This is a genomic window from Streptomyces sp. SP18BB07 (assembly GCF_036322545.1).
Taxonomy (GTDB): domain Bacteria; phylum Actinomycetota; class Actinomycetes; order Streptomycetales; family Streptomycetaceae; genus Streptomyces; species Streptomyces deccanensis.
This window is the reverse complement of record NZ_JAQYWT010000319.1, coordinates 171,197-189,300: the sequence shown is the minus strand read 5'-3', so window position 1 is coordinate 189,300 and position 18,104 is coordinate 171,197. Positions and strand designations below refer to the sequence as shown.

Sequence of the window (18,104 nt, the reverse complement as noted above, 5' to 3'; positions counted from 1 at the left end):
AAGGGCCGCACAATGGACGCATGAGTACCGGCAGTGACCCCGTGAGCACCCTTGAGCAGACGCTGCACGCCGCCCGCGCCCTCGTGCTCGCCGATCTGGTGTCCGGGCAGGTCGCCGAGGCGGACATCGTCTCGATGGTCGAGGACTCCGTCGCGCAGCGCCGCTGGTGGGTCGAGCAGTGGCCGGACGGCGCGGCGTACGTCGCCGGGCTCGTCGCCCAGGACGTCCAGGACGCCCTGCTCGAACGGTACGGCCGCTGGCCCCTGTGCCCGGTCTGCGAGGCCGGCGACCCGCACGCGCTCGATGTCGAGCCGGAGCTCGGGCCCGATCCGCACTGGGTGTGCCACAAGGCGGGGGTGCGGGTCGCGGCGCTGGGCGCGCTGGGCGGGGTGGCGTCCTCGTGACCCTCTACGTCGATCCGCCCACCTGGCCGGGGCACGGGCGCATGTGGTCCCACCTCGTGAGCGACGAGTCCTTCGACGAACTGCACGCCTTCGCCCGCGAGGTGGGCATCCCCGAGCGCGCCTTCGAGCGCGACCACTACGACATCCCGTCCCACCGCTATGCGGAGGTCGTGCGGGCGGGTGCCGTGGAGGTGGGGTCGAAGGAGCTGCTGCGCAGGCTGACGGCAGCGGGGCTGCGCAGGCCGAAGCGGCGGGGGCCTTCGGCCTGAGGGGGACGGGGCGTACGGGTCAGTCGACGAAGACCGGGTCCAGCGCGTTCACCCAGTTGGTGAGGCCCACGGGGTCGTTGCCGACGACCTCGAAGGCGACGGGGCGGTCGTAGAACGTGCGGATGATGTCGTACATCCCGGTGTTGTTGATGAAGCACGCGGTGTCGCCGACGGGTTTGCTGGACGTTCCGTCGGTCCAGCGGCCCTGGACGCCCTGCTGCACATCGCAGTTGCCGAGGGGGAGGTTCGCCGCGTACTTGCGGAAGGCCGACCGGAGGACGTCCTTCGACGGGTACGCGGTCACGGCCACCTCGGCCGCGTACGCGAAGCCGGCCGCGTCCTGTGCGGAGACCGTGCACACCAGGGCGGCCTCGGCGTCGGGCACCGTGCTGTGCCGGCAGCTGTCGCGCTGCCATTGGCTGTCGTTGAGCGAGTCGCGCAGGTCGCGTTCGGCGGGGGTGAGGCCGTCGTCGCTCTCGGTGTCGGTGTCGGTGTCGGCCTCGGTTCCGGCGTCCGTGCCCGCGTCCGTCCCGGCGGTGACGGTCTCCTCCGTGCCGCCGTCCGGCTCCCCGCTCGTTTCCCCGTCCGTGCCCCCGTCCGGCTCCCCGCTCGTCTGCCCGTCCGTGCCGCCGGTCGTGGCGTCCACCTTCTCGCCGCCCGCCGTACCGCCGTCCGTCCCGCTCGTCGTGGTGCTGCCGGTGGTCGTGCTGCCGACGGTCGTGCCGCCGTCCGAGGTGGTCCGGCCCGAGGTCGTCGCCGTCACCACGAAGCCCACCACCGTGAGCACGCTGCTGACGATCAGGCTGATGACGGCGATACGGACGCTCCTACGTCCGTGATCGCCGTCCGGGTCCGGCACGGGAGGCCCCGGCGGCGGCCCAGGCGGCGGTGTGGGCTGACTCATCGCGATCCCCCGATCCCCCGACACGCCCCCGACGTGCGCGAGCGCGCACGACGCTTTCGCGCCGCGTTGACGGCATTCACGCCGCCGTGACCGAATTATCGGGACTGCGACAGGGCCCCCGACAGGGAAAACGGCAAGAAACCGGAGCGGTTGGGCCCGGCGTACGTCAGGCGCGCAGACGGAGTTCGTACGCGAACTGCTCCCCGTGCTCCCCGTCGCCCCGGTCGTCGCTCACCTTCTCGAATCCGGCGCGCGAAACGACGCTCTGCGAAGGGGAGTTGGCCTTGTCGACGACCGCGAACAACGACCGTACGTCCCCCCGCTCCCGGCCCCGCTCCCGTGCCCAGTCGGCCAGCTCGCGCACCGCCTCGGTCATGTAACCGCGCCCGCGCGCCCCCTCCACCAGGTCGTAGCCGATCTCGACGCGGCCCTCCTCGTCCGGCGCCCCGTGGTAGCCGAGCGCGCCGACGGCCAGCCCGTCCTCCTTGCGGACGAGCACGAACATGCCCCACTCCGGCCGGTGCACCCCCGCCTTGTACGCCTGGAACACCAGGCCCGCGCCGGTCCGGGTCCCCTCGACCGGACCGCCCACGATCCAGTCGAAGCCGCCGGTGCCGCCCTCGGCGAGATCGGCTGCGGCGGCCGGGTGGACGCCCTGGAGGACGAGCCGCTCGGCGTCGATGTGCAGCGGGTTGCTCCACTTCCACTCGGTGACGGGCGCCCGGTCCGGCAGGTCGCCCCGGCCGGTGGCCCACAGCAGCGTCGCCCAGGGGTCGTCACCGGGCCTGACGTGCGGGAAGAGGCGGGCGAGCACGGACTCCGACAGTCCGAGCCCGGCGGGCGGCACGGCCGCGGAGGCCGGGAGCCCGAGGCCCTCGATGATGTCGTGTACGTGCAGCAGCACCTCGGCGACGCCCATCGCCGCGAAGCCCTCGCGGTCGGCGGCGCGGAACGGGTACGGGTGGAAGGCACGGACCGAGCGCGGGGTGGTCTGGACGACGGCGGTCAGCAGGACGCCGGTCGTCCGGATCACCTCCAGCAGGTCGGCGTTGTTCTCGCACTCCGCCATGTCGATCTCGAACGGTACGTAGCGTGCCGTCGGCCGCCCCGCCAGCTGACCCGCGTACGCGATCAGGTCCGACGCGATGTGCTCGGCGGTCTCCCGGCAGTCCCAGTCCAGCCGCCCGGCCTTGACGCCCTTCCAGTCCCGGTCGGCCACCGCCCCCAGCACCGCTAGACCGTGTTCGACGGCTTCCCGTACCTGTTCCCCACCCATTGGTCGCATGGCGGTGAGGATAGGCGGGGTCAGGCGTCCGTACGTACCGGATTTACGGCGCCCGCGCCAGCGCTGTCACTGCTTCCGGCCACCCTGCGGGAAGCCCGCGTACGCCGGTGCAGACGGAGCGAGACGGCGGTCGTGCCGATGGCGGCCGCGGTGATGGCGCCGCCCGCCCACGCCGTGGCGGCGAAGCCCTGGCCCGCGTCGATGACGACCCCGCCGATCCAGGGGCCGCCGGTGTTGCCGAGGTTGAACGCGGCGGTGGTGGTGGCGCCGGCCAGGGTCGGGGCGGCGCCGGCGACGTTGAACAGGCGGGCGTTGAGGGCCGGAGCGGTGTAGAAGGCGGACACCCCGAGGAGGAAGGAGAGGACGGCGGCGGCGACGGCGTACTGGGCGAGCAGGGCCAGGGCGACGAGCAGGACCGTGGAGGCGGCGGTCCCGCTCAGCAGCACCCCGAAGAGGTGCGCGTCCGCGATCCGGCCCCCGACCGCCGTGCCGATCAGCGCCCCGATCCCGAACAGCGCGAGCACGGTCGGCACCCAGCCGGCGTCCAGGCCGGACACGTCCGTGAGCAGCGGCGCGAGATAGCTGAACGCGCAGAAGACGCCACCGGCGGCGAGCGCCACGAGCGCGATGGACAGCCAGACCTGCCCGTCGCGGTAGATCCGGGCCTCCTGGGCGAGCCGGGGCCGCTTCTCGGGCAGCGGGATGGCCGGGACGAGCGTCACCACGCCGACCAGCGCGACCGCCGAGGCCACCGCCACCGCCCAGAACGCCGAACGCCACCCGAAGTGCTCCCCGAGGAACGCGCCCGCCGGGACACCCAGCACGTTCGCGATCGACAATCCGCCGATCATGATGGCCAGGGCGCGGGCACGGGCGTTGACGGGCACCATGGCGACGGCCACGGCCGCGCCGACCGCCCAGAACCCCGCGCAGGCGAGTGCGCTCACGATCCGGGAGGCGAAGAGGACGGCGTAGTTGGGGGCGAGGGCTCCGGCGACCTGGCCGAGGCCGAAGACCGTGATCAGGGTGACGAGGGTCGTACGGCGGGGAAGCCGCAACGTCGCCACGGCCAGCAGGGGTGCCCCGACCACCATCCCGATCGCGAACGCCGAGATCAGCAGGCCCGCCCGGGGAATCGACACGTCCATGTCCTCGGCGATGGGCGGCAACAGCCCCGAGAGCATGAACTCGCTGGTCCCGAGCGCGAACACGGCGAGACCGAGGACGTAGACGGAGAGGGGTATGCGGAAGCGGGCGGCATGGTCAGGAGCGGCGGCGGAAGAGGGCATATCCATGGGCAACCGACTCACTCGGGACCGCATTCCCACACGTGTCAGTCGTCCCACCGACCGAGACGGCCGACGGCAGTCAGCCGTCGGTTTCCGTCCGCTCCGTCTGCTCAGGCAGGGCCGTCAGGGCCGTCAGCTCCGAGCGCAGGTTCTCCCGGGCGCGGTCCTCCCACTCCCGCTGTCCGTACGGTGTCCTGAACAGCCTTGGCAGGTCGAGGAGTTGGCGTAGTACCGCCGCGCGGCCCGTGCGGAACGCGTCGTCCGGGACGAAGCCGTACTCCTCCCGTACGGCGGCGGCGTACGCGGCGTACGCGTCCGGCGGGGACGCCAGGATCGCGAGGTCCGCGTCGCACAGGACCTGCCCGTTCGGGTCGTCGTCGGCCGGGTCGTGGGTGACGGTGAGGCGCACCAGCCGCGCCACCTCCGCCGTCCGCTCCGCCGACACCCCCGCCTCCGGCAACGCCCGCTCGGCGAGCCGGGCCGACCGCTCCTCGTTCTCCGACCGCTCCGGCAGGTACACCGCGTCGTGGAACCAGGCCGCCAGCCGGACGAGGTCCGGGTCCGTCGCGTGGTCCTCCAGCACCTCGATCCGGTCCAGCACCGCCGTGAGGTGGTCCAGGGTGTGGTATTTCCGCTGCGGCTCCGACCACCGCGCGATCAGCGCGTCGGCGTACGGGAGCGGCGCGGGATCACAGGCCCCGTCCCGCGCCGAGAGCAGCGCGGGCAGCCAGCGGTGGCGGAGGATTTCCCTGAGGGACTGGGAGTCGGGCATGTACGCATTGTGCCGTGTGTGCATCCAGCGGCCCTCTCCCCCTAGCGTGGAGGGCATGACGACTGTGGCTGATACGCACGATGTACGGGACCCCGGACTCCCCGCGCGGCTGCTGGCCGGGGAGCGGGACGCGCTGGTGCCGCTGTTGCGGGGGAGGGCTGAGGAGGACTTCGGGGCGGCGACCTGTTGTCCGGGGTGGAGTGTGCGCGACGTGCTGGCGCACAGCGCGGCCGCGCTGTCGCGGGTGGTGGAGGGCCGGTTCGAGAAGGGCGCGTTCAGCCCGGAGTCGAACGACCGGGACATCGCCGAGCGGGGCGAGTGGCCCGTCGCGCGGATCATCGACGAACTGGAGCGGGGCATGACCGAGGCGGGCCCGGTCATCGCCGACGCCGGTGGCTCCCTCGACGGCGTCGCCCTCGGCGAGTGGGTGCACGCCGGTGACGTACGCGAGGCGTGGGACCTGCCGGGCGCGTACGGCGGCCCTCAACTCGGCCTCGCGGTCGAGCTGTTGACCCACCTCACCCGGGTGCGCGGCACCCGCCCGCTGCACGCCGACCTCGACGACACCGACACGCCCCTGCTGCTCGGCGCCCCGAGCGGCGACGCCCCGCCCGCCCGCTACATCGGCGACGCCCCCACCCTCGTACGCCTCTACTCGGGGCGTCGCCCGCCGGCCGGCACGTCGTACGAGCTGGCGGGCGCCACCGAGGCCGAGCTGAACCTCTACACCGCGTAGCCCTTTACCGGGCCACGTTGATGTCCCGGGCCGCCGCCACGAAACACGACCAGGCGGCGGCCTGGAATACGAGGACACCACCGGTCACGTTCTTGCTGTCGCGGACGGGGATGAGGCCGGGGAGGTTGTCGCTGACTTCGACGCAGTCGCCGCTGGTTCCGCCGCTGTAGCTGCTCTTACGCCAGGTCGCGGTCCTCAAGTCGGGAGCGCTGCGCATCCTCGTACTCCTCGGCCACCTGCTCGATCAGATCGAGGGACGCGCCAGGCGACAGAGCCGCACCCCCAATCAGATCGTAGGTCAGCGTGGACCTGGTCACCACAGCCGGATCGTCGAACAGGCGGCCAGTTTCGGACCCTTCGGTATAGCTGAGAGGAGGGGCGTCCTCGAATGTCATCAGCTTGAACATGCCTTGCATTCCGGCATTGGCCCCCTCCGACAGCGGCATCACCTGGACGATGATCCGGCGGCGCCTCGCCATCGCCGCGATGTGTCGCAGCTGTACCGCCATGACCGCCGACCCGCCCACTGGACGCCGCAGGGCCGACTCATCCAGGACCGCCGAGTACCGGGGCGTCCGGGGATCGTGGAAGATTCGCCCGCGAGCCTGGCGTGCGGCCACCCGCTCCTCGACGAGGTCCTCCGGCAGGACCGGGTCGTACGCCAGGACGATCGCTCGTGTGTAATCGGCTGTCTGAAGCAGTCCGGGCACCAGGGTCGGGCCCCACTCCCTGATCGTGGTTGCCAGGCCCTCCAACTCCACGACATCGGCGAAGTGGTGCTCGTACGGCGACTTCCGCGCCGCCTCCAGGTTCCGTACGAAGAACCCGTCGGTGCCCAGGATCTCGTCCACCGACTTCGCGTACTCCAGTCGCATTCGTCGGACCCCTGCCTCCAGCTGGCCGACGAACGACCCGGAGACGAACATCGCCGCCCCTAGATCCTCCTGGGACATTCCCGCCTTCTCGCGCTGATGTCGCAGCTCCGCGCCGTACATCGCCCGGGTCGACTCGGACGGGTCGAGAGTCTTCGGCTTCGGCATGAACAACTCCCTCTCGCACAGCCGGTCTTGTTGAACGGCGCCCAATTGAGGGTAGATGCGGACGGTGGTCGGCCGCATGCGAACCGTGACCGGCCGCATCCAACGGTCCGGGTTGTTGTTAGATTGCATAATTGGACTAGACCTATAGCTCGTCACGCGAAGCCCGACGGAAGGGGCCCCATGACCACGCGCGCGCTTCTGGAGGTGATCGCCCTCGACGCCGAGGACGCCGTCGCCGCCCAGGCCGGAGGTGCCGACCGGCTGGAGCTGGTGGCGGACATGGCGGCCGACGGGCTCACCCCGACGGTCGCGACGTTCGTGGACGTGCAGGCCGCCGTCGACATCCCCGTACGGGTCATGCTGCGGCTCGCGGACGGGTTCGCGGCGGGTGACGTGGACGCGCTCGTGCGGGTCGCCTGTGACATGCGGGCGGCCGGGGCGGAGGAGTTCGTGCTCGGGTTCCTCGGGGAGGACGGCGGGCCCGAACTGGACGCCGTGGAGCGGGTGGTCGCCGAGTTGGACGGGCGCCCGTGGACGTTCCACAGGGCGATCGACCGCGCCGCCGACCGGGACGCCCTGCGCAAGCAGCTCGCGGACCTGCCGGGGCTGGACACGTATCTGACGGCGGGGTCGGCGAAGGGCGTGGACGACGGGCTGCCGGTCCTGCTGACCGAGGCCGCGAGACGTGGGGACTCCGGCTACACGCAACGCCTGATGATCGGCGGCGGTCTCCGCCTCGACCACATCCCCCGGCTACGCGCCGCCCGCGTCGACGCCTTCCACATCGGCGGTGCGGCCCGCCCGCACGGCTGGACCGCCCCGGTCGCCGCCGAGGCCGTACGGGAGTGGCGTGCGGCGCTGGACGCACGTGTCACCCGCGCGGGAGCGAGGGCGCGGGGCGACTGACGCCCCGCGCCGGAGCCGCAGGGCCCGCTCGCGCCTGTGCCTGGGTCAGCGCGGGTCCATCGGGAGCGTCGGGAGCGCTGCCCCTCGGACCGCGCCGACGGCGGACCCGTCGAGGCCGTTCAGGTCGTCGTGCAGTCGGGTCAGCAGCGGGAGCACCTGGGTCCGCGTCATCTTGCGGACGCGTCCCTCGTGGGTCCAGGCGTCGACGGCCGTGGGGTCCAGGAGCACGATCTCGGGGGTCCAGTCGGAGCGGAAGCGGACGACGGCCCGCAGGAGCGTGGTCCACTTCAGGCGGTCGGGGTCGTGGAACCCGGGCAGGGGCGGGAAGCGGGGCGGCTGCCAGTCGGGCCCGTGCACCTGCCGCAACTCCTCGGCGCGGGCGCTCAGTTCACGCTCGGCGGCCGCCCGGAAGTCGTCGTACGCCTCCCGGACGCCGAGGTCGTCCGTCTGCCGGTCGGCGTAGAGCAGGACCAGTACGGACTCGGGGCGGCGCAGCCGCATCACCTCGGTCAGTTCCCACAGGGTGCCCTCGCTGGTGCCGGCCACCAGCAGGACCAGGCGGGCATCGGTGATGAGCGAGGTGACGGTGGGCTGCCAGTCGTGGAGGGGGAGGTAGAGGCGGCGGGAGCCGGCGAGGGGGAGTGCCTCGTCGGGTTCCCCCACGGCGAGCGGGCGTCCGAAGGCGCTGAACGTCCGGCACACGCCCTCCTCCAGCGTGAGCGAACTGCCGCTCACCAGCGAGCCGCCCACCCCCATCCACCGGGTGAACGCGTGCCGCATCAGGGTGCCGGTGGCATCCTCGGCGAAGGGGCGCAGGTAGAGGACGTACGGCTCCCGCCGCGCCTCCTCCATCGTCCTGACCACCCGTACGTGATGGCGCCGCCCGTGCCGCCGCATCCGCAGACCCACCACCAGCGACAGCGCGCCCCAGAGGCCGACGCCCGCGACGATCAGCGCGTCCTGCACCATCGCTCCGACGCCGTTGACCGGGACGAACACCGTCTTGGTCTTGGTGGCGGCCAGGATCACCATCAGCCCGCCCCAGAGCGTCCCCGCCAGGCCCGCGAGCCGTAACGCGCATCCGAACAGCGGGCGCTGGCGCCGCCGGGGGGTACCGAAGGGAGTGGGATCAGTCATGAACAGCAACAGATCCGAGCCGGCCGCGACGCGCAATCGAACAAGGGGGATTACCGGGTCCGATTCGCTCTTTCGTGGCACCTGACGGCCCGTACCGGTGGGAATCCGGCGCGGTGGACATGATGGGCGGATGGCAGACCTCCACCACTCCCTGTGGAACTCCGATGTCGCGCCCGACAGTTACACGCCCGCCAACACCCCTTATCTGGGCGTGCTCTTCGAGCAGTACAAGCTCTGTGTCGAGACGGCCGACCGCGTCAGCGCGCGGCGAGGCGCTGCCAACACCTTCTTCCTGTCGCTCAACAGCGCCATCGCCACGGCCATGGTCGGCGGGCTGGGACCGCGTCCGGGGCGGGTGTCGGTGTGGCTGCTCCTCGCCGGTCTGCTGATTCTCGTCGGGCAGTGCGCTGCCTGGTACCTGATGGTCCGTTCCTACCGCCAGTTGAACACCGCGAAGTGGGCGGTCATCGGCGCGTTCGAGAAGCGGCTCCCGGCCTACGCCTACTCCCGCGCCGAATGGACCGAGCTGGGAGAAGGCGAGGACTGGCGCCGCTATGTGCCGCTGACCCGCCTGGAACAGTGGGTGCCACCCCTGTTCGTGGCCGCCTACCTGGTGGGCTTCCTGGCGCTGGCGTACGCGCCGTAGCCCGTCAGCCGGGCTGCCCGTCAGTCGGGCTGCCCGTCAGGCATTCGGGTCGAAGGAGATCCCCGCCGGCATGGCCTTGGTGAGGTTCGAGGCGAAACTGCCGTCCTTGAGGCCGAAGTTGGCGCTGCCGAAGTTGTAGGAGACGAGGGTGTCGCGGATGCCGGACGGGTAGCCGTTCCATCCGACGAGTGGCGGGTACTGCCAGGTGCCCTCGTGGTTCTCCGGCGGCTCGTCGTTGGAGCCCGCGAGGCGGAAGCAGTGCGTCCGGATGCCGTCCTTGTGGTAGACGATCTTCGCGTGGGTGCCGTCCCAGCGGACAGCCGACGCGGCGTGCACGGTGAAGCCGCCGTGGTTGGACGTCGAGACGTACTGGGCCGTCCCGTTCTGCACCCAGACCACGACGTGCTCCCAGTCGTGCCGGTGGCCGCCGATGCTGCTGCCCGCGACCGCCTGGTCCTTCTCGAAGTAGAGGTCGTACATGATCGCGCACCAGCCGTTGTTGCACTTGTAGCGCGAGTAGCCGTTGGTGTTGTCCAGGTCGGACTGGTCGCGGCAGTCGCCGCTCAGTGAACCGGTGGGATTCAGACCGCCGTTGACCGTGCCCGTCGGGCCGATCGCGGGCGTCGAGTAACAGCCGTCGGTGTCGTAGTCGTACGCCGGCTGCCACGTCTTCTCCAGCGCCTCCGCGTTGGCGGGCAGCGCGCCGGGCGGAGCCGCGTACGCACTGCCGGCGACGCCGACCACCAGCGCGACGGCGGCGCCGACCACCACGGCGGATCTGCGGAAACGACGCGATGTGCGCGTGCGCGAACCTGTCTTCACTGCGACCTCCTGAGCCTGCCTGGGGGGATGGCATGCGCAGGTCAGATTGGCGCTACTCGCGGGTAGTGCACAAGAGGCGGGAGGTGTCGGAGTGATGAAGAATCAATCATTGTGAAGACCCTGTGAGTTGAGGCCCAGGGGTGCGGACGCGCCACATCACAGGTAGATATCCGCCACGTAGTTGTTGTGTGCGAAGTCGTCGTGAAGAGCGCCCTGGCGATCATCAGGCCCTCACGCGCGTGCATAGTTGTCTCGCCCCAGCCAAGCGGGGGCATGACAAGTTTCATCACACGGGGACGGGCTCCATGCCATTCATACGCCGCCGCGGCCTCACGGCCGCTGCCGCCGTGATCGCCGCGGTCATGGTCACTACCACTGCCTGCAGCAAGACCGAGGAGAGCGGGGCCAAGGCCTCCGACTCCACGACCGCCCAGGCGGACGCGGGCGACAACATCGACACCGGCGAGAACGAGAGCGGCGGTGACACGACCGTCGGCGGCTTCAAGCTCCCGAAGGGCGTGCCCACCGAACTGTCCGGTGACGCGCTGCGGAAGTGGAAGGACGGTGGCTGGCAGGACTTCAGCGGCGACTGGGCCTCCAAGGCGGAGGACTTCGCCAACCCGTACATCGAGAACTTCTGGACGCCGGAGCGCATCGCCGAGGCCAAGGAGAACCTGCCGGACCTGCCGGCGGTCGCCGAGGCCGGCAACACCGCCACCGGCTCAAGCAAGACCACCCAGGTCTGGCTGCCCGACGGCAAGGTCAAGAAGCAGCAGGCCAGCAGGGTCAAGGCGACCTACCACAAGTACGCGCCGCCGGTCGGCAAGCTCATCTTCACCACACCCCAGGGGTCGAGCGTCTGCTCCGCCGCGGTCGTGAAGGACCCGGCGCACCCGGGCAAGTCCAACCTCGTGTGGACCGCCGGGCACTGTGTGCACGCGGGCAAGGGCGGCGGCTGGTACCGCAACATCGCCTTCGTGCCGTCCTTCAACAACACGGGCAAGCTGAACATCAGCCAGGCGTCGGCCAACTACCGCGCGAGCAACGTCTCCCCGTACGGCGTCGCCTGGGCCGACTGGGCCACCACCTCCGGCACCTGGATCAAGGGCGGTGCCGCGAGCCAGGGCACCGTGGCCGCCGCGTACGACTACGCGGTACTGCACGTGAAGCCGGAGAAGGGCTCCAAGTCCCTGGAGGAGCGCCTCGGTTCGGCCCTCCCGGTGTGGTTCAACGCGCCCGCCGCCAACAAGGTCAAGAACATGAAGGTGCGCGGCTACCCGGCCGAGGCCCCGTACGACGGCTCGAAGATGTACCACTGCCAGGGCGCCACCAAGCGCTTCGTCCTCGGCTACAGCTACCCGAGCGACTACCCGGCCCAGTACATGGTCGGCTGCACCATGAACGGCGGCGCCTCCGGCGGCCCCTGGTTCATGACCCACAAGGGCCGCACCTACCTGGTCTCCAACAACTCCCTCAGCGACCGCTCCACGTTCATCACCGGGCCGCGCCTCGGCAAGAACGCGAAGCAGGTCTACCTGGCGACCAGCAACAAGTTCAAGTAAGCGCCACGCGCGCGTGATCGGCCCCCGGCGACCTCGGTCGCCGGGGGCCGTCTCGCGTTCCCGTACGGCCGCGGGCGCCCCCGCGGCTAGGCCAGTTGCGGCGGCAGGGGTGCCGTGTGGGTGACGATCAGGCCCGAGACCGCTCGGGTGAGGGCCACGTACAGACGGCGCAGGCCGGTCCGTTCGTCGGGCTCGCCGTCGACGACGGCCTGCGGCTCGTCCAGCACCACGTAGTCGTACTCGAGGCCTTTGGCGAGTGAGGCCGGGACGAGGGTGAGGCGGGTCTCGTGCGTCGTCTCCTCGCCGGGCGCCAGATAGGTGATCCCCGCCGCCGTCAGCGCCTCGGCGAGCGCGGGGACACGGGCGTCGGCGGCGATGAGGCCGACCGACCCCTCGTTGCGGAGCAACTCCTCGCAGGCAGCCACCACTTGGGCATCGTCGGCACTCGGCCGTACGTCGAAGAAGCCCGGGTTCTCCCGGACGGACGCGACCGGCGTCAGGCCGGGCGCGATGTGCGGCAGGAGCCGTGAGGCGTACGTGATGACGTCGGTCGGGACGCGGAAACCGGCCGTCAGCTCCTCCACATGGGCTTCCGCCTTGCCGAGGTGCGTCAGCGCCTCCTCCCAACTCCGCGTCGCCCAGGGGGTCGTGCCCTGCGCGAGGTCGCCGAGGACCGTCGCGGAACCGGTGGTGCAGCGGCGGCCCACCGCCCGGTACTGCATGGGGGAGAGGTCCTGCGCCTCGTCGAGCACGACATGGCCGAGGGAATGCGTGCGCTGCACCAGGTCCGTGGTCTCGTCGATCAGCACGGCGTCGGCTGCCGACCACTTCACCGACTTCACGCTCCGCGCCGGCTTCGCCCACAGGATCGTCTTCCGCTCCTCCTCGGTCAGGAGCCCGTCCGCGTGCTCGGCGAGGAAGTCGGCGTCGGAGAGGAGGCGCATCACGAGCTTCGCGGGCTCGACGGGCGGCCAGATGGCCTTGACGGCCGCCTTCACGGCCGCGTTGCGCGCCACCGCGTCCTGCACCCGGTCGTCGGGCGCCTCGCCCGCCCGCTCCATCTGCACCAGCACGGCGTGCGCGATCCGCTGCGGCAGGGCGTCCCGCGCGGCCCCGTAGCGGATGTCCCGGTCCAACAACTCCCGCACGATGCCTTCGAGTTCGTACGCCGGCACCCGCCAGCGCCGTGAACCCCGGACGACCACGACGGGCTCGGTGGGCAGCGTGACGTGCGACCGTACGGCCCGGCGGAGCACCTCGGCCATGCGGGCGTCGCCCTTGACGACGGCCGCCGCCGCGTCGTCCGCGCCCCGCACCTCGACATGGCCGACGAGGTCGTCGACGGTCGCCTGCTTGACCTCCAGCTCGCCCAGCGCGGGCAGGACCTGCTCGATGTAGTGGAGGAAGGAGCGGTTCGGGCCGATGACGAGGGTGCCGGTGCGGGACAGGCGCTCGCGGTGGGCGTAGAGGAGGTAGGCGACCCGGTGCAGGCCGACGGCGGTCTTCCCGGTGCCGGGGCCGCCCTGGACGCAGAGGCTGCCGGACAGATCCGAGCGGACGATCTCGTCCTGCTCCGGCTGGATCGTCGCCACGATGTCCCGCATCGGGCCGACACGCGGACGCTCGATCTCCTGCTGGAGCAGCTTGCTGGTGGCCGCCGCCTCGGCGGGGTCGGAGAGGTGCTCGTCCTCGTACGCGGTGAGGTCGCCGCCGGTGTACCCGAAGCGGCGCCGCAGGCCGACGTCCAGGGGGTCGGTCTTCGACGCCCGGTAGAACGGCTGCGAGACCGGGGCGCGCCAGTCGATGACCATCGGGTCGCCGTCCGCGTCGTGCACATGCCGGCGCCCGATGTAGAAGCGCTCCCCCTCCGCCCCCTCGGCCCGATCCGCGCCGGGCGCGTGCAGATAGTCGAGGCGGCCGAAGAAGAGCGGGGTGTGGCTCAGGTCCGCGAGGGCCTTGATCCGCTCCCCGATCTGGCGGGCCAGCACCTCCGCGTTCACCCAGTTCGCGGTGACGTCCCTGATGTCCAGCGCCTGCACGTCCTCCCGCATGGCCCGCAGCGCGGCACGGGAGGCGGTGAGATGGGAGCGTTCGCGGGAGAGGGGGTCGGCCGGCTCGGTGGGGGCGGCGGGGTCGGCGGTGGGCTGCGCGGACAAGGGGGTGCCTCCGGGGGCCTACGGGAGCTGGGGGTACGCCTGACGGCGGTGACCGCCCGGTTTCCGTCCGGGCGGCGGCGCTCCACGGACGGGAGGCGGGCAAGAGCGGAGAGTGTAGGTGAGGGGAGGGGGCGAAGGCCAACGGATTTTTTCCGGTCCTGTCCGCCGTACCCCTAGGGGGTCCGTACGACGCCGGTACTACGGGAGGGTTGAACCTGAGGGGGAGCCGAGGGCTCAGCGCACTCACCCCGCAGACCGACGCGTTCCACAGCCGGACGTTCCACCATGGAGACATGAGTGCAGCGACCTTCATCCCAGCCTCGGCCTCCGGCCGACCCGGTCCGCCGCCCGGCGCGACCGGCCTCGACGACCACCACCCCCGTCACCGTCTCGGCGACGCCCTGCGCGCCGTCAAGGTCTTCGCGAGCGCGGCCTTCGGCGTCGTCATCCTCGGCGAGTACGCGGAGGAAGCGGGCGTACGCCGCCGGTGATCCCCGGGTCCCCGTGCGTGACCCGCTGATCACCCCTGCTTCGACGCCTCAACCGCCCTTCACCGCCCGCCTCCAGGGCCCGACGACGTGATTCCCGCTGCCCGCACTCAAGGCGGCCTCCGTCCTCGGCGCCCCTGCCTGGACTTAACCGGTGACCGGCGGCGGTCACCGGTGACCGGTTGTGGCCTCAGCCCTCCGACAGGAGTTCGTCCGCGTCCATGATCCGGTAGGCGTAGCCCTGTTCGGCCAGGAAGCGCTGGCGGTGCGCGGCGAAGTCCTGGTCGATGGTGTCGCGGGCGACCACGGAGTAGAAGTGCGCCTGGTGGCCGTCGGCCTTCGGGCGCAGGACCCGGCCGAGGCGCTGCGCCTCCTCCTGGCGTGAGCCGAAGGTGCCGGAGACCTGGATGGCGACGGTGGCCTCGGGCAGGTCGATGGAGAAGTTCGCGACCTTCGACACCACGAGGACGTTGATCTCGCCCTGCCGGAACGCGTCGAACAGCTTCTCGCGCTGCGCGTTGCTGGTCTCGCCCTTGATCACCGGCGCGTCCAGGTGGGCGCCCAGCTCGTCGAGCTGGTCGATGTACTGCCCGATGACGAGGATCTGCTGCCCCGCGAAACGGCGGACGATCGCCTCGGCCACCTTCCGCTTGGTCGCGGTGGTGGAACAGAAGCGGTACTTCTCCTCCTGCTCGGCGGTGGCGTAGGCGAGCCGCTCCGAGTCGGTCAGGTTCACCCGGACCTCGACACAGTCGGCGGGCGCGATGTAGCCCTGCGCCTCGATCTCCTTCCAGGGCGCGTCGAACCGCTTGGGCCCGATCAGCGAGAACACGTCCGACTCGCGCCCGTCCTCCCGGACGAGCGTGGCCGTCAGCCCCAGCCGCCGCCGGGCCTGGAGGTCGGCGGTGAACTTGAAGACCGGCGCGGGCAGCAGGTGCACCTCGTCGTAGACGATGAGGCCCCAGTCACGGGAGTCGAACAGCTCCAGGTGCGGATAGACGCCCTTCCGCCGGGTCGTCAGCACCTGGTAGGTGGCGATGGTGACCGGGCGGATCTCCTTGCGGGTCCCGCTGTACTCCCCGATCTCCTCCTCGGTCAGCGAGGTCCGCTTCACCAACTCGTGCTTCCACTGCCGCGCGGAGACGGTGTTGGTGACGAGGATGAGGGTCGTCGACTTGGCCTGGGCCATGGACCCGGCCCCGACGAGGGTCTTCCCGGCCCCGCAGGGCAGGACGACGACGCCGCTGCCGCCGTGCCAGAAGTTCTCCACGGCCTGCTTCTGGTAGGGCCGCAGCGCCCAGCCGTCCTCGGCCAGCTCGATCGGGTGCGCCTCGCCGTCCACGTACCCGGCGAGGTCCTCGGCGGGCCAGCCCAGCTTCAGCAGCGTCTGCTTGATCTGCCCGCGCTCGGAGGGGTGCACGGCGACGGTGTCCGGGTCGATCCGGGCCCCGACGAGCGGAGCGACCTTCTTCGACCGCAGGATCTCCTCCAGCACCGGCCGGTCGGTGGTGGTCAGCACCAGACCGTGGGTGGGGTGCTTGGAGAGGGTGAGGCGGCCGTAGCGGTCCATCGTCTCGGCGACGTCCACCAGCAGCGCGTGCGGCACCGGGTAGCGGCTGTACTGCACCAGCGCGTCCACGACCTGCTCGGCGTCGTGACCGGCGGCGCGCGCGTTCCACAGCCCGAGCGGTGTCACCCGGTAGGTGTGGATGTGCTCGGGCGCCCGCTCCAGCTCGGCGAAGGGCGCGATGGCCCGACGGCACTCGTCCGCCTGCTCGTGGTCGACTTCCAGGAGCAGTGTCTTGTCGGACTGGACGATGAGGGGACCGTTCACGCGCGACACCTTTCGATTCGGCCAAACGTCCAGTGTGCCTGATCGTTCCCCCTGACAGGCCTCCAGTCCTATTGGATGTCTATTCATTCCGATGAGTGGCTGGAATTCAGATTTGCGGCGGCGGTTCCGAAGAATGCGAACCGTGCAGCCACCCACCCCGGCAAACGCCGCCGACCCGGTCACCCCGTCCGTCTCCCCCCAGGGCACCACGCTCGGCTACGCCCTCTTCGCCACGCGCTGGCTCCAGGCGCCGCTGTACTTCGGTCTGGTGGCGGCGCAGGGGGTGTACGTCTACAAGTTCTTCAACGAGCTGTGGACGTTAATCGTCCGGTGTGTGAGCGGGAGCGCCACCGAGACCTATGTGATGCTCGCGGTCCTCAAACTGGTCGACGTCGTCATGATCGCCAACCTGCTGATCATGACCATCGTCGGCGGCTATGAGACGTTCGTCTCCCGCATCGGCCTCCAGGGCCACCGTGACCAGCCCGAATGGCTCTCGCACGTCAACTCCAACGTGCTGAAGGTCAAGCTCGCCACCGCCATCGTGGGCATCTCCTCGGTGCATCTGCTCCAGATGTTCGTGGACGTCCACCACACCTCCCACCACGCGCTGCTGTGGGGCACGGTGATCCACATGGCCTTCATCGCCTCGGCGGTCCTCCTGGCGTACATGTCGGGGCCGATGCTGCGCGAGGACAAGGGCCACGGCTCCCACCACGCCCCGTCCGACGACCCGAAGCCGCCGAAGGGCCCGCACGGGCCGGCCGAACCGACGGAACGCAGCGAGCCGACGGTGACCGCCGCCCCCGTGGTGTTCCGGACCCCGCTGCCGATCCCGGCGCAGGCGACGTCGTACGAGAACCGCGAGCGGTACGAGAACCGCGAGAGGAGTGACAACCGCGAGAGGTACGAGACCCGGTTCACGCGGGGCGGGACCCGGCTGGTGCAGTACGAGACCCGGCGCGCGCCGTACACGGCCGAGGCAGGAGGCGGTGTCGGGGCCGGGGTCGAGGGGCGGGTGCGGGCGGCCGGGTTCCCGGCGCGGAAGCTGCTGGAGGAGTTCGACGAGGGGCACCCGCGCTCCTTCGACCGGCGGCTGCTGGCCCGGCTGGGCACGCTGGACTTCGTCGACACCGGGCGGAACGTGGTGTTCGTCGGCGCCCCCGGCACCGGCAAGACGCATCTGGCGATCGGGCTCGGCGTACGGGCCTGCCAGGCCGGGCACCGGGTGCTGTTCGCCACGGCCACGGAGTGGGCCGCACGGCTGGCCGGGGCACGGGCCGAGGGCCGGCTCGCCGAGGAACTGTCCGCGCTCGACGCGTGCCCCCTGCTGATCGTCGACGAGGTCGGCTACCTCCCCTTCGACACGGACACCGCCCGGCTCCTCTTCCAGCTGATCGCGCACCGCTACGAGCGGGGCTCACTGATCGTGACCAGTGACCGCCCGCTCGGCCGCTGGGAGGAGATCTTCGGCGGGGCCGCCCCGGCGATGGTCGACCGCCTCGCGCACCACGCCGAGATCGTCCTCCTCGAAGGCGACAGCTACCGCCTGCGCAGGGTTACTTCAGCAGGCTGACGTTCTGGATCAGGGGTCCTTCCAGGGTGATGCTGTCGCCGACGAGGGTGCCGAGTTCGGGGAGGGGCAGGGGCGGGTTCGCGGCGGCCGGGGCGGCGAGGGCGCCCACCAGGACGACGGCGACGGCGGCTGCGGAGAGCAGTGCGGAGAGAGGGCGCATGCGTACGTGTGGGCCTTTCGAGCGCAGGAGTCGATCTCGATCGGACACAGGGTGGCTGCCCGGCAGCACGAGGGTCGATGCGCCGGGCGACCCGCGCTCGCCCGTGCGGGGGAAAACC

Annotated in this window: 19 protein-coding genes; 8 read left to right on the top strand and 11 right to left on the bottom strand. The window is 71.1% G+C overall.

The annotated features are described in order from the left end of the window. Positions 1 to 20: 20 nt before the first annotated feature. Positions 21 to 404, top strand: a complete 384-nt coding sequence (locus PUR53_RS22945) for a hypothetical protein (RefSeq protein ID WP_329899964.1) — start codon at positions 21 to 23, stop codon at positions 402 to 404. Beyond that, positions 401 to 673 carry a DUF4031 domain-containing protein gene (locus PUR53_RS22940; RefSeq protein ID WP_329899963.1) on the top strand — a complete coding sequence of 91 codons (273 nt, stop codon included), beginning with the start codon at positions 401 to 403 and terminating at the stop codon, positions 671 to 673. Before PUR53_RS22945 ends, PUR53_RS22940 begins: the two co-directional genes overlap by 4 nt. 19 nt (positions 674 to 692) lie before the next feature. On the opposite strand, the gene PUR53_RS22935 is transcribed toward PUR53_RS22940, so the two are convergent. The 4 genes from PUR53_RS22935 to PUR53_RS22920 form a co-directional block, all read right to left on the bottom strand. Further along, entirely contained in the window at positions 693 to 1,577 is an 885-nt protein-coding gene (locus PUR53_RS22935; RefSeq protein WP_329909516.1) for a hypothetical protein, read from the bottom strand. Between the two features lie 166 nt (positions 1,578 to 1,743). After that, a complete protein-coding gene (locus PUR53_RS22930; RefSeq protein ID WP_329909588.1) occupies positions 1,744 to 2,853 on the bottom strand; it encodes a GNAT family N-acetyltransferase in 1,110 nt (369 codons plus the stop codon). A 29-nt stretch (positions 2,854 to 2,882) separates the two neighbouring features. Next, on the bottom strand, positions 2,883 to 4,106 hold the full coding sequence (locus PUR53_RS22925; protein WP_329909586.1) for a Cmx/CmrA family chloramphenicol efflux MFS transporter: 1,224 nt from the start codon (positions 4,104 to 4,106) through the stop codon (positions 2,883 to 2,885). A gap of 124 nt (positions 4,107 to 4,230) precedes the next feature. After that, complete coding sequence (locus PUR53_RS22920) at positions 4,231 to 4,923, bottom strand: HD domain-containing protein (RefSeq protein ID WP_329909515.1); 693 nt, start codon at positions 4,921 to 4,923, stop codon at positions 4,231 to 4,233. Positions 4,924 to 4,978: 55 nt separating this feature from the next. On the opposite strand from PUR53_RS22920, the gene PUR53_RS22915 reads away from it, so the two are divergent. Continuing rightward, a complete protein-coding gene (locus PUR53_RS22915) occupies positions 4,979 to 5,659 on the top strand; it encodes a maleylpyruvate isomerase family mycothiol-dependent enzyme (protein ID WP_329899960.1) in 681 nt (226 codons plus the stop codon). Positions 5,660 to 5,663: 4 nt separating this feature from the next. Here PUR53_RS22915 and PUR53_RS22910 read toward each other — a convergent pair whose 3' ends face one another. Next, entirely contained in the window at positions 5,664 to 5,876 is a 213-nt protein-coding gene (locus tag PUR53_RS22910) for a DUF397 domain-containing protein (RefSeq protein WP_329899959.1), read from the bottom strand. Then, positions 5,836 to 6,699, bottom strand: a complete 864-nt coding sequence (locus tag PUR53_RS22905) for a helix-turn-helix domain-containing protein (RefSeq protein ID WP_329909513.1) — start codon at positions 6,697 to 6,699, stop codon at positions 5,836 to 5,838. The genes PUR53_RS22910 and PUR53_RS22905 overlap by 41 nt, the downstream gene beginning before the upstream one ends. A gap of 180 nt (positions 6,700 to 6,879) precedes the next feature. Between PUR53_RS22905 and PUR53_RS22900 the strand changes: the two genes are divergently transcribed. Beyond that, positions 6,880 to 7,605 carry a copper homeostasis protein CutC gene (locus PUR53_RS22900; RefSeq protein WP_329909511.1) on the top strand — a complete coding sequence of 242 codons (726 nt, stop codon included), beginning with the start codon at positions 6,880 to 6,882 and terminating at the stop codon, positions 7,603 to 7,605. A 45-nt stretch (positions 7,606 to 7,650) separates the two neighbouring features. Here the strand turns inward: PUR53_RS22900 and PUR53_RS22895 are convergent, their stop codons facing one another. Then, positions 7,651 to 8,742, bottom strand: coding sequence for a hypothetical protein (locus PUR53_RS22895; RefSeq protein ID WP_329899956.1), 1,092 nt, complete (start codon positions 8,740 to 8,742; stop codon positions 7,651 to 7,653). 130 nt (positions 8,743 to 8,872) lie between these two features. On the opposite strand from PUR53_RS22895, the gene PUR53_RS22890 reads away from it, so the two are divergent. Next, entirely contained in the window at positions 8,873 to 9,388 is a 516-nt protein-coding gene (locus PUR53_RS22890) for a RipA family octameric membrane protein (RefSeq protein WP_239755400.1), read from the top strand. Between the two features lie 36 nt (positions 9,389 to 9,424). Here PUR53_RS22890 and PUR53_RS22885 read toward each other — a convergent pair whose 3' ends face one another. Next, positions 9,425 to 10,210: an NPP1 family protein gene (locus PUR53_RS22885; RefSeq protein WP_329909510.1), complete on the bottom strand. Its 786-nt coding sequence runs from the start codon at positions 10,208 to 10,210 to the stop codon at positions 9,425 to 9,427. Positions 10,211 to 10,515: 305 nt separating this feature from the next. Here PUR53_RS22885 and PUR53_RS22880 point away from each other — a divergent pair, with 305 nt between their 5' ends. After that, positions 10,516 to 11,772: a trypsin-like serine peptidase gene (locus PUR53_RS22880; RefSeq protein ID WP_329909508.1), complete on the top strand. Its 1,257-nt coding sequence runs from the start codon at positions 10,516 to 10,518 to the stop codon at positions 11,770 to 11,772. 86 nt (positions 11,773 to 11,858) lie between these two features. On the opposite strand, the gene PUR53_RS22875 is transcribed toward PUR53_RS22880, so the two are convergent. Next, a complete protein-coding gene (locus PUR53_RS22875) occupies positions 11,859 to 13,823 on the bottom strand; it encodes a HelD family protein (protein WP_329909585.1) in 1,965 nt (654 codons plus the stop codon). Between the two features lie 398 nt (positions 13,824 to 14,221). On the opposite strand from PUR53_RS22875, the gene PUR53_RS22870 reads away from it, so the two are divergent. After that, on the top strand, positions 14,222 to 14,419 hold the full coding sequence (locus PUR53_RS22870; protein WP_329899952.1) for a hypothetical protein: 198 nt from the start codon (positions 14,222 to 14,224) through the stop codon (positions 14,417 to 14,419). Between the two features lie 187 nt (positions 14,420 to 14,606). Here PUR53_RS22870 and PUR53_RS22865 read toward each other — a convergent pair whose 3' ends face one another. Further along, complete coding sequence (locus PUR53_RS22865; protein ID WP_086803921.1) at positions 14,607 to 16,250, bottom strand: DNA repair helicase XPB; 1,644 nt, start codon at positions 16,248 to 16,250, stop codon at positions 14,607 to 14,609. A 142-nt stretch (positions 16,251 to 16,392) separates the two neighbouring features. Between PUR53_RS22865 and istB the strand changes: the two genes are divergently transcribed. After that, the gene (istB, locus tag PUR53_RS22860; protein ID WP_329909507.1) at positions 16,393 to 17,826 is read left to right on the top strand and encodes an IS21-like element helper ATPase IstB; all 1,434 of its coding nucleotides are present in this window, start codon (positions 16,393 to 16,395) and stop codon (positions 17,824 to 17,826) included. Here istB and PUR53_RS22855 read toward each other — a convergent pair. Further along, on the bottom strand, positions 17,810 to 17,986 hold the full coding sequence (locus PUR53_RS22855; RefSeq protein WP_329899950.1) for a hypothetical protein: 177 nt from the start codon (positions 17,984 to 17,986) through the stop codon (positions 17,810 to 17,812). The genes istB and PUR53_RS22855 overlap by 17 nt on opposite strands. Positions 17,987 to 18,104 lie beyond the last annotated feature (118 nt).